Genomic DNA, 14,459 nt, shown 5'->3' on the forward strand with positions numbered 1-14,459 from the left:
TAAATGAAGTTTTCATTAAATAGGGAATTATTACTGAAACCGCTTTTATTGGTTTCTGGTGCCGTAGAACGTAAAAGTACATTACCTATTCTTGGTAATATTCTTTTGGATATAAGTGGGCAGTCACTTACGTTAACAGCCACTGATTTAGAGCTTGAAATGGTATCTAGTACGCAAATAGATAACCAAGGTGAAGATGGTAAAATTACTATTCCAGCCCGCAAGCTTCTCGATATTTGTAAAAGTTTACCTGAAGATTCAATGTTATCTTTTGAATCGAATAATGAAGCAATAATTATCAGTACCGGTAGAAGTAAATATTCTTTAGCAACGCTACCTGCCGCTGACTTTCCTAATATAGAAGAGTGGAAGGGCGATGTTGAATTTCAAATATTTAAATCTGACTTGCTTCGTTTAATAGAAAGTACTCATTTTTCTATGGCAAATCAAGATGTTAGATATTATCTTAATGGTATGTCTATAGAAACTGAAGGTAACGAGATTCGTTCGGTTGCTACTGATGGGCATCGTTTAGCGATTTGTAAAATTTCATCTAATGGCCTGACGTTGCCATCAAGACAAGTGATTGTGCCTCGCAAAGGTATATTAGAGATTATTCGTTTACTTGACCCAGTCGAAGAGAACGTACAAGTTTTTCTTGGTTCTAATCACATTCGTATTATTGATAGTGAATTCTCATTCACCAGTAAATTAGTCGATGGTCGATTCCCAGATTACCGTCGTGTACTACCGCGTAATGGTGATAAAGTACTCAACACCAGTAAAGACAATTTACGACAACTTCTATCACGTGCCTCTATATTATCAAATGATAAATTTAAAGGTGTGCGTTTAAATTTTTCTAAGCATGAACTAAAAATTACTGCCAATAATCCTGAACAGGAACAAGCAGAGGAAGTTTTAGAAATTGACTTTCCTTATGATGAAGTCGAGATCGGTTTCAACGTAAATTATGTGCTCGATGTGTTGAACGCGATAAAAGAACCTGAGGTTAAATTTACTTTAGCCGATGCAAATAGTAGTGTAGTTATAGAAGGCGCTGAGAGTAACGAAGCTATTTATGTTGTTATGCCAATGCGCTTGTAATGAGTATAGAGAAACTTACCGCTTACGATTTTAGAAATTTAGCAACAGATACCATTGAATTAAACGATAATATTAATTTTATTATCGGTGACAATGGCAGTGGTAAAAGTAGTTTATTAGAAGCTATTTTTTATTTGGGTCATGGTAAGTCTTTTAGAACATCGCAAGTTGAAAATTTAGTTACTCACAATAAAAGTAAATTCATTGTTAGTGCTAAAGACGATAAGGGATTACAGTTAGGTGTTGCAAAAGATTTTACAACCGGGCTAACAGAAATTAAAATTGCTGGAGAAAAGCACAGGCAGCTTTCCCAGTTAGCAATAAATATCGCGGTACAGGTGATCACACCAGAAAGTTTTAAATTATTTTTTGGTGGCCCTAAACAAAGAAGACGTTTCATTGATTTAGGGTTGTTTCACGTGAAACATTCATTTTCAGATTATTGGAAAGAATTTTCAAGAATACTAAAACAAAGAAATGCTTGTTTACGTAATAGGTCTGATGTTGAAACCTTAAATTATTGGAGCCAAGTATTTTGTGAAGCATCGGTTAGAGTTGCTAAATTACGCGACGAATATATTAAAGAGCTTTCTGTTGAGCTTCAACCTTGGTTAGAATTGATGTTACCTAGTTTAGCTGCAGGTATATCGATATCTTATAGCCAAGGTTGGAACAGTAAAAAAACACTCAGTGATGTGTTGTTACAGAATAGAGAGAGAGAGAAAAAAGCAGGCTTTAGTTTATACGGTGCACAAAAGTTTGATGTGAAATTTTTAACGGGTAATGTGGTAATAGATAATCAATTATCACGTGGCCAACAAAAGTTGTTTTTACTGGCGTTAACTTTTGCACAAGCAAAGTTAATAGAAAAAGTTAAACGAGTAAAACCAATTTTATTAATTGACGATGTAGGTGCGGAACTAGATTTAAACTCTAGAACTTTATTAAACAACGCGATAAATAAATTAGACTGCCAAGTTATCATCACGGCAATTGATAAAATCGCAGTAGAACCCTTGGTTCCTACTGATAATAATTATAAGATGTTTCACGTGAAACATGGACAAATCTCAGCAATAGGTAAATAGGCTATACGCTATGACAGTAGAAAATGAATACGGCTCAGACAGTATCAAAGTTCTAAAAGGACTTGACGCTGTACGTAAAAGACCAGGAATGTACATTGGTGACACGGATGATGGCAGTGGCTTGCATCATATGGTATTTGAAGTTTTAGATAATTCTATCGATGAAGCCTTAGCAGGTCATTGTAGTGAAATTGTCGTTAAAATACACATAGACGGCTCTGTATCGGTTAGAGATGATGGTCGTGGTATTCCAACTGACATACACCCTGAAGAAGGTATTTCGGCTGCTGAAGTTATCATGACAGTACTTCATGCTGGTGGTAAGTTTGGTGGTGAAGACTCTGGTTATAAAGTTTCCGGTGGCCTTCATGGTGTTGGTATTTCTGTGGTAAATGCTTTAAGCAGCAAGCTAAAGCTGAATATCCGTCGAGCGGGTAAATTATTTGAGCAGATATATCACGAAGGCGTCGCTGAAGCTCCGTTAGCTGAAGTCGGTGTTAGTGATAAAACAGGTACTGAAGTACGTTTCTGGCCAAGTGAAAATACCTTCACAGATGTGCTATTTCACTATGACTTATTAGTTAAACGTATCCGTGAGTTATCTTTCTTAAACTCTGGTATTTCAATTCGTTTAATCGATGAACGTGAAAAGGGCAAAGAAGACCATTTTAAATTTGACGGTGGTATTCAAGCTTTCGTTGATTATTTAAACACGAACAAAACACCGGTCAATGAAGAAATATTCTATTTCGATTTAGAACGTGAAGATGGCATCATTGTTGAAGTTGCTATGCAGTGGAATGATGGTTTCCAAGAAAGTATTCACTGTTTTACCAATAACATACCTCAACGTGATGGTGGTACTCACTTAAGCGGTTTCCGTACTGCTTTAACACGTACACTTAATAGTTACATGGTAAAAGAAGGCCTTAATAAAACTAAGAAAGGTGGCAGCACAGAAACAAGTGCTTCGGGTGATGATGCTCGTGAAGGCTTAACCGCAGTAATTTCGGTAAAAGTCCCTGATCCTAAATTTTCATCGCAGACCAAAGATAAACTGGTATCTTCAGAAGTTAAAACGGCTGTTGAACAAGCAATGGGCGAGAAACTTGGTGAATACCTGTTAGAAAAACCTTCCGTTGCTCGTACTATTATCATGAAAATTGTTGATGCAGCTAGAGCACGTGAAGCGGCGCGTAAAGCCCGTGAAATGACGCGACGTAAAGGTGCTTTAGACATTGCTGGCTTACCTGGTAAATTAGCTGATTGTCAGGAAAAAGATCCGGCCCTTTCTGAACTCTATATTGTCGAAGGAGACTCTGCTGGCGGCTCTGCCAAGCAGGGACGAAATCGTAGAAACCAAGCAATACTACCGTTGAAAGGTAAAATTCTTAACGTTGAAAAAGCACGTTTTGATAAAATGATTTCATCACAAGAAGTAGGAACATTAATCACCGCCTTAGGTTGTGGTATTGGCCGTGATGAATATAATCCAGAGAAACTTCGTTATCATAGTATCATCATTATGACCGATGCCGATGTCGATGGTTCTCATATACGTACTTTATTACTGACATTCTTTTATCGTCAAATGCCAGAAATAATGGAACGTGGTCATATCTTTATTGCTCAACCACCACTTTATAAAGTGAAAAAAGGTAAGCAAGAACGTTACATTAAAGATGATGATGGTTTAACAGAGTACTTAACAACGTTAGCGTTAGATACTGCAGAGATTCATGTTAATGAATCAGCACCGGCTATTTCAGGTGTAGCATTAGAACAGTTAGTGAAACAGTATCGTAAAACGCATGACATTATTAAACGCGTCTCACGTCAAATTCCTGCTGATATATTAGAAAAAATGATCTACAGCAGAGAAATCATGAAAACTGATTTCAACGATAAAGTGTTAGTTGAAGCATGGGTCGCCGATTTAGTGGCACAGTTAGACGAACAAGATGGTAACGGTTCTATCTATTCTGCTGATATAAAGCATGATCCAGAAAGAAATATCTATTATCCAAGTTTTAACGTTCGCCAGCATGGTATTGATCATATTTATGATTGTGGTTACGAATTCATTCATTCAAAAGAATTCGAAACTATTTTTGGCTTAAATACCGCTATCAATGGTCTCATTGAAGAAGGTGGTTATGTTAAACGTGGCGAAAAAATTAAAACGGTTACCACCTTTGAAGAAGCACTGATATGGCTAATGGCTGAATCGAAACGTGGCCAGTACATCCAGCGTTATAAAGGATTGGGTGAAATGAACCCAAGCCAGTTATGGGAAACCACTATGGATCCTGAAACTCGCCGTATGTTACAAGTTACCATTGAAGATGCTATTGCTGCGGATCTGTTGTTCACCACATTAATGGGTGATCATGTTGAACCACGTAGAAACTTCATTGAAGCGAACGCATTAAATGTATCTAACTTAGATATATAGATAAGCTCGCTAAGTTAAAATTATAAATGCCCGGACATCAAATCTGGGCATTTTAACATTCTGCAATACGGTAATAGCTAAAGTAAATTGATTGCTGAGTAAAATTCAAAGTTTGTTAACTTGTTACTAGGTTAATAATAAGTCAATCGGTATACTTAATCTCATTAGCCGTTATCGGTAAAACTAACACGAATAATGAATCGGAAAATTATGAGTACGTTCAATATAAAAACATTTCAAGGATTAATCTTTCAGCTACAAGACTACTGGTCTCGCCAAGGTTGTGTCATCGTACAACCGCTTGATCTTGAAGTAGGCGCTGGTACCTTTCACCCAATGACATTTTTACGTTCTATCGGCCCTGAGCCGATGAGTAGTGCTTATGTTCAGCCTTGTCGCCGTCCTACCGATGGTCGTTATGGTGAAAACCCGAATCGTTTACAACATTACTATCAATTCCAAGTGATGTTAAAACCTTCGCCAAAAAACATTCAAGAATTGTACTTAAATTCTTTAAAAGAGCTGGGCATTGACCCACTTGTTCATGATATCCGCTTTGTTGAAGATAACTGGGAATCACCGACGCTAGGCGCCTGGGGATTAGGATGGGAGATTTGGTTAAACGGTATGGAAGTATCACAATTTACTTACTTCCAACAAGTTGGTGGTTTAGAGTGTACCCCAGTCACAGGTGAAATAACCTATGGCTTAGAACGTTTAGCTATGTATATTCAAAATGTGGATAGTATCTATGACCTAGTATGGGCTGATGGCCCAATGGGCACTGTACTATACGGTGATGTTTTTCATCAAAATGAGGTTGAACAATCAACGTATAATTTTGAGCATGCTGATGTAGAAGCATTATTTAATACCTTTGATCAATGTGAAAAAGACAGCCAGAAATTAATTGCAGCAGGCTTAGCCTTACCGGCCTATGAGCAAGTAATGAAAGCTTCTCACGCTTTTAACCTGCTAGACGCTCGTCACGCTATTTCAGTGACCGAACGACAACGTTATATACTAAGAGTTAGAACATTATCAAAAGCTTGTGCGCAGGCTTATTACGATAAGCGTGAAGAATTAGGTTTTCCTCTTTGTAAGAATAATAATACTGCTGGTGGGAAATCATAATGAACACAGAAACACTATTAATAGAGCTGGGTACCGAAGAATTACCGCCGAAATCATTGAAAAACCTTGCGGTTACTTTTTATCAGCAAATAAAAGATCAATTAGACAATGCCGGTTTAGCTTACCAAGATATTAAATGGTTTGCTACGCCACGACGTTTAGCCGTTACAGTAAGCCAGTTAGTTGATAAACAAGCCGACAAAGAAATTGAAAAACGTGGTCCTGCCGTTGATGTAGCATTTGATGCTAACGGTGAGCCAAGTAAAGCCGCTCAAGGTTGGGCCCGTTCAAATGGTATCAGTGTTGAAGAAGCGCAGCGTTTAAAGACTGACAAAGGTGAATGGCTATTACATCGTGCTACACAAACAGGAAAAACGGTTGCAGACCTAATTCCCGCTATGGTAAACGTTGCAGTAAGTAAATTACCTATCCCTAAACCTATGCGTTGGGGAAGTACTCGTACCCAGTTTATTCGTCCTGTGCATACCTTGACCATAATGTTTGGCGCAGAAGTGATTGCCGGTGAAACTTTAGATGTAAGTTCAAGTAATGTGGTTACGGGTCACCGCTTTCATCATGAGGGCCTCGTTACTTTAGCCCATGCCGATGAATACGAAGAAAAGTTAACCGCCGCATTTGTACAAGTTGACTACCAACAGCGACAAGCATTAATCTTGGCAGAAATTAATAAAGCCGCTGAGCAATTAGACGGTGTTGCGTTAATCGATGACGAGCTATTAGAAGAAGTTACCGGTTTAGTTGAATGGCCCGTGATATTAATCGGGAGTTTTGATAAAGCCTTTTTAGACGTTCCTGCTGAACCACTTATTTATTCAATGAAAGATCATCAAAAATACTTCCCGGTAAATGATAAAAATGGTCAGTTATTGAATAAGTTTATTTTCGTGACCAACATTGAAAGTAAAGACCCTATTCAAGTGATTAAAGGTAATGAAAAAGTTATTCGTCCGCGTTTAGCGGATGCAGAATTTTTCTTTAAAACAGATAAGAGCAAAACGTTAGCGTCACGCTTAGAAAGTTTATCATCGGTATTATTTGAGAAACAGTTAGGGACATTAAAAGAGAAGTCTGAACGTATTGCTTCATTAAGCGCTGTTATTGCTGGACAAATAGGTGAGAACACTGAGCAAGCAAAACGTGCCGGTTTACTCAGTAAAACTGATTTGATGTCTGATATGGTTTTAGAGTTTCCTCAAGTACAAGGTACTATGGGAAAGTATTACGCTGAGAATGATGGTGAAGCACCTGAAGTTGCTCAAGCGCTAGAAGATCAATATCGTCCTCGTTATGCGGGTGATGCCTTACCTGAAGGTAATATTGGTTGTGCTGTTGCTATTGCAGATAAAATTGACAGTTTAGTGGGTATCTTTGGCATTAACCAACCACCTAAAGGTGATAAAGACCCATTTGCTTTGCGTCGTGCGGCAATTGGTTTGATTCGAATTATTATAGAAAAGAAATTGCCATTAGATATCAATAACTTAATAAAAGAAAGTGTTGATTTATACGGTGATAAACTTGCAAATGAAAACGTTAATAGCCAAGTTGTTGACTTTGTTTTAGGTAGATTCAGAGCCTATTACCAAGAGCAAGGTATATCAGTTGACGTTATTTTAGCGGTATTAGCCAATGCGCCTACTGAACCTTTAGACTTTGAAAAGCGTATTAAAGCGGTAAGCCATTTTAAATCATTAGAACAAGCAGCAACATTAGCTGCCGCGAATAAACGTGTTGGTAATATTTTAGCAAAATTTAACGGTGAACTTTACCCAACGTTTAAAGCTGACTTAGCCATTGAAACGCAAGAAAAAGCGTTAGCTAAAGCATTTAACGAAGTAAAAACGACCATAGCACCGATGATGTTAGCTAAAGATTACCAAGCTGCATTAACAGAGCTTGCTTGTTTAAAAGCACCGATAGATGACTTTTTTGATAATGTTATGGTGATGGCCGACGATGAAGCGATTAAAACCAATCGTTTAACGCTGTTAAATGAGATTAGAAATAGTTTCTTTGCTATTGCTGATGTTGCACTTTTACAATAGGTAAGTGTTAGTCGTAACGACGCTTAGTGAGTAGTGCTAAATATTTAAAAAGGGAAAGTGTTAAGCTTTCCCTTTTTTGATCAAATAGAGAAAAGGTTTTTCGCTAGTTTGTTGGGCGATGAGTTCGTGATCCATAAAACGACAAAAGCTTGGAATATCTCGTGTTGTTGAAGGATCGTCTGCTGTGATTAATAAAGTCTCATGGACTGAAATTTTTCGAATTGACTTTCTAACCATCATTACCGGCTCTGGGCAACGTAATCCAATAGCATCTAGTAAGTGATCGGCATTTTTGAAAACATCTTCAGGGTTATTATTCATGGTGATATACAAAGGAGATAATCGATAAGGCAATGTTAGCAAAAAAAAACAAAGCAGGGTATCAAGACTAAATTTTATTTACAAAAGCCAAGACAACATCACGTAAATGTAAAGTTAATCGTCAATTTATCAATGCTTAATATCAACAAGCAGAGCATGCTAATTTTACTTGCTTTGTTTGTCGATGCGTGAAAAATTAAGGGTATGCTGATAACTACAGTCATTACGCTATAGTTGCAGGTTTAAACAGAAAATATTCTCAGCTAGATCGGGTCAATTAACCTCCCAAAGTAGTAATTTCTCTTATAAGTAAGGTAACAACATGTTTCGTTTAATATTTTCAGTGTTGATAATTTTCTCACTTTTCCTATCGAGTTTAATCAGTACAACAACATCTGCAAATCAAACCAGTATTCGTCAAGCATTTCAAGAAGCGGAAAAGTACGTTTGGCAACCTAATTCTTCACATTATCAAACCTTGTATCAGCAATTACATTATTACCCTTTGCAACCTTACTTAGATCAACAACGATTAATGCATGGTATGAAAATGTCGTATACCGCAGAAATTAGTCAGTTTCTTGAGAAATACCGAGGTTCACCACTCGATTGGCCACTGCGAAAAAAATGGCTAAGCTATTTAGCCAAACGAGATAACGCATTATTATTTCAAAATTTTTTTAAACCAACTTCAGATGTTGAATTGACCTGCCAGTATTATCGTTATCAATTAAAATCAGGCGTGGCAGCATCAAAAATATTACCTAAGATCACCAAGCTATGGGTGGTGGGAAAGTCTCAGCCGAAAGTATGTGACCCACTCTTTACTCTTTGGCAAAAAGCAGGTTACAGAACAGATGAACGTATATGGCAACGTATAGCATTGGCTGCAGATGGCGGCAAACATACCTTAATTCCTTATTTAACCCAACTTCTACCAGAAAAAGAGCAGTATCTAGGCACCTTATGGCATAAAGTTCGACGTGATCCTGCTTACATTAGCAATATGAAACGTTTTCCACAAAAATCTGTTAAAGAAGCCGCTATTGCCGCCTATGGTTTAAAACGTTTAATTTGGCGTAACCCTGAAAAAGCGTTAAATACTTATAGTAAAGCTATAGAAGTATTACCTTTTTCAGAATCACAACAACAGCAAATTGTTTTAAAATTCGCTATCGCGTTAGCCAGTAAAAATCATAAAGGCTCAGCGTTATGGTTGGCAAAGGTCGATGAAAAACTACAGTCGACAAATATTGTACAATGGAGAATGGCTGATTTACTGAGAGAGCAAGATTGGCCAGCCATAAAAGCTGATTTAAAAGCACTACCTGAAACATTACACAAGAAAAACCAATGGCGCTACTGGTACGGTCGCAGTTTACTTGAAACAGGAGAGACAGCGCTAGGGCATGAGGTGTTAAGTGAATTAGCAAATAAACGTCATTACTATGGGTTCCTTGCCGCAAGCGCTATTCAGCAAAGCGTTAATTTACAAAATAATCCATTAGCTATTAGCCTTGCTGAAAAGGTCGCTTTGTTGAAAAACCCAGCGGCGAAAAGAGCTTTTGAGTTTTTTCATATAGGACGTTTTCATCAAGCTCGACGTGAATGGAACTTTTGGTTGTCACAGTTGAACGATCGAGAAAAATTGGCAGCATCAAGAATTGCTTATGAAGCACAATGGTTTGACCGTGCTATTTTTACCTTATCTAATGTCGGTTATTTAGATGATGTTGATTTACGCTTCCCATTAGCCTTTGCTGATGAAATAACGCATTCAGCCGGAATATACAAAATAAATCCTGCTTGGGCATTTGCGATAGCGCGCAGAGAGAGCTCATTTATGGCTGACGCTAACTCACCTGCAGGTGCAAAGGGGTTAATGCAAGTTATGCCTGCAACGGCTAAACATTTACAAAAGCGTAAAGTGACTAACAAGCGTTTGATGAATGCGAAAGATAATATAAAACTAGGCACAAAGTATTTAAAACGTTTGCTTGACCGACATGATGGTAATCAAGTACTAGCAACAGCCGCTTATAATGCCGGTCCGTATCGGGTTAGGAGTTGGTTAAAAGGATTAAAGCCTATGCCAGCCGACATTTGGATTGAGACTATTCCTTATAAAGAAACACGTGAATATGTGAAAAGTGTTATGGCCTATCAAGAAATATATCAAATAAAAGTAGGGCAAGAAGCATCACTATTTGATCAGATATTTAGCATGAGTATTGCTCAGTAAATTAATAATTTAGCAGAGTGTGATATGATATTGGAAAATTTTTAGAGGCGCCATCAATGATCAAATTAGCAACACTTTACCCAGCTCATATAAGCGAACTTCAGCAACGCTCGAAGTCTGTTTTAAAACGAGAGAACCTACAAGGTTTGGTGATTCATTCTGGCCAAGAAATTAAAGTATTTCTTGATGATTATGGTTACCCCTTTAAAGTTAATCCTCATTTTAAAGCTTGGTTGCCATTGGTGAATATCCCAAATTGCTGGTTGATTGTTAATGGTGAAGACAAACCAACACTTATTTATTATCAACCCGTTGATTTTTGGCATAAAGTTACTCCTTTAGTTGATAACTATTGGAATGATTTTTTTGATATTAAAGTGCTGACTAAAGCCACTGATGTGGAGAAATTGCTACCTTATGATAAAACAGATTTTGCCTATATCGGCGAACATTTCGAAGTGGCAAAAGCACTGGGATTTAAAAATATAAACCCTGAACCTTTACTCAATTACATCCATTATCATCGCGCTTATAAAACGCAATATGAACAAGAGTGTTTACGTAAATCTAACGCGATCGCTGTCACTGGTCATAAAGCGGCAAAAAGCGCTTTTCTGCAAGGCTCATCAGAATTTGACATTCAGCAAGCTTATTTAAAAGCAACCAATCATACCGGTGACGAAACACCTTATGGCAATATTGTTGCACTGAATACAAATACCTCCATTTTACATTACACCGCTTTAGACCGTGGTGTACCACAAGCACATCGTTCTTTTTTAATTGATGCTGGCGCAAGCTTTAATGGCTATGCCTCTGATATAACACGTACTTATTCATTTAAACGTGATAAGTTTGCTGAATTGATTGCCCGCATGAACAAATTGATGCTCAATGCTGTTGATGGCTTAAAACCCGGAAAAAGTTATGTGGACTTACATATTGAAACCTATCGTGACATAGGTAATGTATTGCACGAATTCGGCTTTATTAATGTTGATGTTGATACCGCAGTTGAAACGGGTATTATTTCAACCTTCTTTCCACATGGTTTAGGTCATCATTTAGGCTTACAAACGCATGATGTGGGCGGTTTTATGGCCGATGAACGTGGTACACATGCTAATACACCAGAACAACATCCCTTTTTACGTACCTCACGTATTATTGAAAGTAATCAAGTGTTCACTATTGAACCTGGCTTATATTTTATTGAATCATTATTGGCCGATCTTAAAGCTTCAAAAAATGGCAAAATGATAAATTGGGAAAAAATAGAGGCTATGCGTCCATTCGGTGGTATTCGTATTGAAGATAATATTATTGTTCATCAATTGCATAACGAAAATATGACCCGTGAATTAGAGTTAAAATAAAACTGATATTATTCCCTAGACCTTAAAACTATGGCTAAACCATACCAAATAGCGGCTAACAATGTTGTCGATGAAACCATTGTTAGCCGTAGTCGTTTTATTTGCTTTATTTCGCCATGCTCTAGTCATGAAGAAGCGAAACAACAGTTAAAAAAATGTCAGCAATTACATCCTCAAGCAAGCCACCATTGTTATGCTTTTCTTACCGGACGACCCGAAGATAGCCAAGGTTATGGCTTTTCTGATGATGGCGAACCCTCGGGTACTGCGGGTAGACCTATGCTATCTGTTTTACAAGGCAGTGACATTGGTGAATTATCTGCAATCGTTGTCCGTTATTTTGGTGGTACTAAGCTAGGCACTGGTGGATTACAACGCGCTTATGGCGGTAGTGTCCGTCAAGCGCTACTCCTATTAGCAACCACCACTAAAGTGCCTATGGTAGAACAGCAATTAACTTGTGATTACGGACAAATAAACGATGTCTTATATTTTGTAGAACAAGCGAAAGGTGAAATTATTCAACAAGACTTTGCGGCTCAAATAGCGTTAGTTATTGCTTTACCTGAAGCGCAATTAATAAAAGTTAAACAGCAACTACAAACGCTCTCTTCAGGGTTATTAAACCTTAGAGACAAGGATTAGACTGTAGAACCAGCGAAAAGGACAATATTATGCCGCATTGTATTATCGAATACTCACAAGAATTGAACGAAACATTAACAGTTAAAGCGCTTATGTCTGCGGTTTTTCTTGCTGCAACAGAGTCGACACTATTTTCTCCTTCAGACATTAAAATTAGAGCAATGGCTTTTAACGATTTTTACGCACAAACGCCAAATGGCGTTCACAATAACCCGCAACGATTTATTCATGTCTGCTGTAAAATTTTATCGGGTCGAACTGGAAAACAAAGGCAACAACTTTCACAATTAGTGCTAGAACACCTTAATCGTTTTGCCATTCAATCCGTTTCAATCAGTGTTGAAATAGTTGATATCGAGCGAGATTCTTATAATAAATGTGTCAGCTGAATAAATTAAAGACGAAATAGGCGATTTAAAGTCGCAGTGTTGATCTTTATGCTTTATCATCAAAAAACATGTGGTCGATGACTTTACTGAATAATAAAAATTAACTCGTGCAAATAAAAAATATCATTCGAATTCTTGGCTTGTTGGTTGCTCTGTTGAGTGTGACCATGCTGCCGCCTGCTTTAATTGCACTATTATATCGTGATGGTGGTGGTGTTTCCTTTCTTACGGCATTCCTGTTTTGCTTATTTGCCGGTTTACTTGCTTGGTATCCTTTTAAAAATGAAAAAAGTGACTTGCGTGCACGTGAAGGCTTTTTAATTGTCGTTTTATTCTGGGTGGTACTGGCGAGTTTCTCTGCCGTGCCGCTTCTGCTCTTAGATAACCCCAATTTATCCATTGCCGATGCTTTTTTCGAATCCTTTTCTGGATTGACAACTACCGGGGCTACCATTCTAAAAGAGATTGATGGTTTACCGCACGCTGTGCTTTGGTATCGCCAGCAATTACAGTGGCTTGGCGGTATGGGAATTATAGTATTAGCCGTGGCGGTTTTGCCTATGTTAGGTATTGGTGGTATGCAGCTTTATCGCGCTGAAACACCAGGGCCGGTTAAAGATTCAAAGATGACACCTCGTATTGCCGATACAGCCAAACATCTGTGGTATATTTATTTATTTTTAACCATTGCCTGTGCGATTAGTTATTGGGGAGCAGGTATGTCTGCTTTTGATGCTATTTGTCATGCATTCTCAACGATTGCTATTGGTGGTTACTCTACGCATACCGACAGTATGGGTTACTTTAATAGCCCCGCAATTAATTTTGTTTGTGTCTTTTTCTTACTCATCGCCGGAGTGAATTTTGCGCTGCATTTTGCGGTACTGCACAGCCGGTCGTTAAAAAATTATTTCTTTGATCCTGAGTTTAAAGTCTTTATTGCTATTCAGTTTGTTTTAACGCTAATTTGTTTAGTTGTGCTATTAGCAACGGGCACCTATGAAGATGGTTTCGAAGCCTTCGATCAAGCCTTGTTCCAATCAGTCTCTATTAGCACTACCGCAGGCTTTGCGACAACTAGCTTTGCCGATTGGCCAACGTTACTGCCGATACTTTTAATCTTTGCCAGCTTTATCGGTGGTTGTGCAGGTAGTACTGGTGGCGGCATGAAAGTTGTTAGAGTGGTACTGCTATACCTACAAGGTTTACGAGAATTAAACCGTTTAGTGCATCCCAAGGCTGTTTTTACGATAAAATTAGGTCGTAAAGCTTTACCTGATCGTGTTGTTGAGGCTATTTGGGGCTTTTTCTCTGCTTATGCCGCGGTGTTTATCATTTGTATGTTGTTACTGCTTGCCACAGGTATGGACGACATTACGGCTTTTACTGCGGTAGCTGCTTGTTTGAATAACTTAGGCCCGGGCTTAGGTGCTGTAGCGGCAAACTTTGCTGAGATCACCGATTTCAGTAAATGGGTATTAATTGTTGCTATGCTCTTTGGTCGCTTAGAAATATTTACTTTATTGGTACTCTTTACCCCAGGTTTTTGGCGCTCTTAGTCGTAAAGTATTATGGCGATAATAGACAATAAAAACCCCAGATTAATCTGGGGTTTTAGTTTTTATGACCCTAACCT

At 38.0% G+C, this 14,459-nt stretch carries 11 protein-coding genes; 10 read left to right on the forward strand and 1 reads right to left on the reverse strand.

The window, feature by feature from the left end; all coding sequences use genetic code 11:
• Window positions 1-3 precede the first annotated feature (3 nt).
• The 5 genes from dnaN (at window position 4) to glyS (ending at window position 7,850) form a co-directional block, all read left to right on the forward strand.
• A complete protein-coding gene (dnaN, locus tag ESZ26_RS16305; RefSeq protein ID WP_146800513.1) occupies window positions 4-1,107 on the forward strand; it encodes a DNA polymerase III subunit beta in 1,104 nt (367 codons plus the stop codon).
• Window positions 1,107-2,195, forward strand: a complete 1,089-nt coding sequence (recF, locus tag ESZ26_RS16310; protein ID WP_146800514.1) for a DNA replication/repair protein RecF — start codon at window positions 1,107-1,109, stop codon at window positions 2,193-2,195. Before dnaN ends, recF begins: the two co-directional genes overlap by 1 nt.
• Before the next feature lie 10 nt (window positions 2,196-2,205).
• Window positions 2,206-4,650 (forward strand): DNA topoisomerase (ATP-hydrolyzing) subunit B, encoded by a 2,445-nt coding sequence (gyrB, locus tag ESZ26_RS16315; RefSeq protein WP_146800515.1) that lies wholly within the window; start codon window positions 2,206-2,208, stop codon window positions 4,648-4,650.
• Window positions 4,651-4,860: 210 nt separating this feature from the next.
• The gene (gene glyQ / locus ESZ26_RS16320; RefSeq protein WP_146800516.1) at window positions 4,861-5,784 is read left to right on the forward strand and encodes a glycine--tRNA ligase subunit alpha; all 924 of its coding nucleotides are present in this window, start codon (window positions 4,861-4,863) and stop codon (window positions 5,782-5,784) included.
• Complete coding sequence (gene glyS, locus ESZ26_RS16325; RefSeq protein ID WP_146800517.1) at window positions 5,784-7,850, forward strand: glycine--tRNA ligase subunit beta; 2,067 nt, start codon at window positions 5,784-5,786, stop codon at window positions 7,848-7,850. Before glyQ ends, glyS begins: the two co-directional genes overlap by 1 nt.
• Window positions 7,851-7,910: 60 nt before the next feature.
• Here the strand turns inward: glyS and tusA are convergent, their stop codons facing one another.
• Window positions 7,911-8,171: a sulfurtransferase TusA gene (tusA, locus tag ESZ26_RS16330; RefSeq protein WP_146800518.1), complete on the reverse strand. Its 261-nt coding sequence runs from the start codon at window positions 8,169-8,171 to the stop codon at window positions 7,911-7,913.
• A 322-nt stretch (window positions 8,172-8,493) separates the two neighbouring features.
• Between tusA and ESZ26_RS16335 the strand changes: the two genes are divergently transcribed.
• The 5 genes from ESZ26_RS16335 (at window position 8,494) to ESZ26_RS16355 (ending at window position 14,382) form a co-directional block, all read left to right on the forward strand.
• Complete coding sequence (locus tag ESZ26_RS16335; protein ID WP_146800519.1) at window positions 8,494-10,413, forward strand: transglycosylase SLT domain-containing protein; 1,920 nt, start codon at window positions 8,494-8,496, stop codon at window positions 10,411-10,413.
• 56 nt (window positions 10,414-10,469) lie between these two features.
• Window positions 10,470-11,789 (forward strand): Xaa-Pro dipeptidase, encoded by a 1,320-nt coding sequence (gene pepQ / locus ESZ26_RS16340; protein ID WP_146800520.1) that lies wholly within the window; start codon window positions 10,470-10,472, stop codon window positions 11,787-11,789.
• Window positions 11,790-11,819: 30 nt separating this feature from the next.
• Window positions 11,820-12,434 (forward strand): YigZ family protein, encoded by a 615-nt coding sequence (locus tag ESZ26_RS16345; RefSeq protein ID WP_146800521.1) that lies wholly within the window; start codon window positions 11,820-11,822, stop codon window positions 12,432-12,434.
• 29 nt (window positions 12,435-12,463) lie between these two features.
• On the forward strand, window positions 12,464-12,823 hold the full coding sequence (locus tag ESZ26_RS16350) for a 5-carboxymethyl-2-hydroxymuconate Delta-isomerase (protein ID WP_146800522.1): 360 nt from the start codon (window positions 12,464-12,466) through the stop codon (window positions 12,821-12,823).
• A gap of 107 nt (window positions 12,824-12,930) precedes the next feature.
• On the forward strand, window positions 12,931-14,382 hold the full coding sequence (locus ESZ26_RS16355) for a TrkH family potassium uptake protein (RefSeq protein WP_146800523.1): 1,452 nt from the start codon (window positions 12,931-12,933) through the stop codon (window positions 14,380-14,382).
• Window positions 14,383-14,459 lie beyond the last annotated feature (77 nt).

Source organism: Colwellia hornerae (assembly GCF_007954355.1).
GTDB classification, from domain to species: Bacteria; Pseudomonadota; Gammaproteobacteria; order Enterobacterales; family Alteromonadaceae; genus Colwellia_A; species Colwellia_A hornerae.

Bases quoted from the DNA above. Each gene is read 5' to 3' on its own strand.
- dnaN (WP_146800513.1), top strand. From the start codon at position 4: ATGAAGTTTTCATTAAATAGGGAATTATTACTGAAACCGCTTTTATTG.
- recF (WP_146800514.1), top strand. From the start codon at position 1,107: ATGAGTATAGAGAAACTTACCGCTTACGATTTTAGAAATTTAGCAACA.
- gyrB (WP_146800515.1), top strand. From the start codon at position 2,206: ATGACAGTAGAAAATGAATACGGCTCAGACAGTATCAAAGTTCTAAAA.
- glyQ (WP_146800516.1), top strand. From the start codon at position 4,861: ATGAGTACGTTCAATATAAAAACATTTCAAGGATTAATCTTTCAGCTA.
- glyS (WP_146800517.1), top strand. From the start codon at position 5,784: ATGAACACAGAAACACTATTAATAGAGCTGGGTACCGAAGAATTACCG.
- tusA (WP_146800518.1), bottom strand. From the start codon at position 8,171: ATGAATAATAACCCTGAAGATGTTTTCAAAAATGCCGATCACTTACTA.
- ESZ26_RS16335 (WP_146800519.1), top strand. From the start codon at position 8,494: ATGTTTCGTTTAATATTTTCAGTGTTGATAATTTTCTCACTTTTCCTA.
- pepQ (WP_146800520.1), top strand. From the start codon at position 10,470: ATGATCAAATTAGCAACACTTTACCCAGCTCATATAAGCGAACTTCAG.
- ESZ26_RS16345 (WP_146800521.1), top strand. From the start codon at position 11,820: ATGGCTAAACCATACCAAATAGCGGCTAACAATGTTGTCGATGAAACC.
- ESZ26_RS16350 (WP_146800522.1), top strand. From the start codon at position 12,464: ATGCCGCATTGTATTATCGAATACTCACAAGAATTGAACGAAACATTA.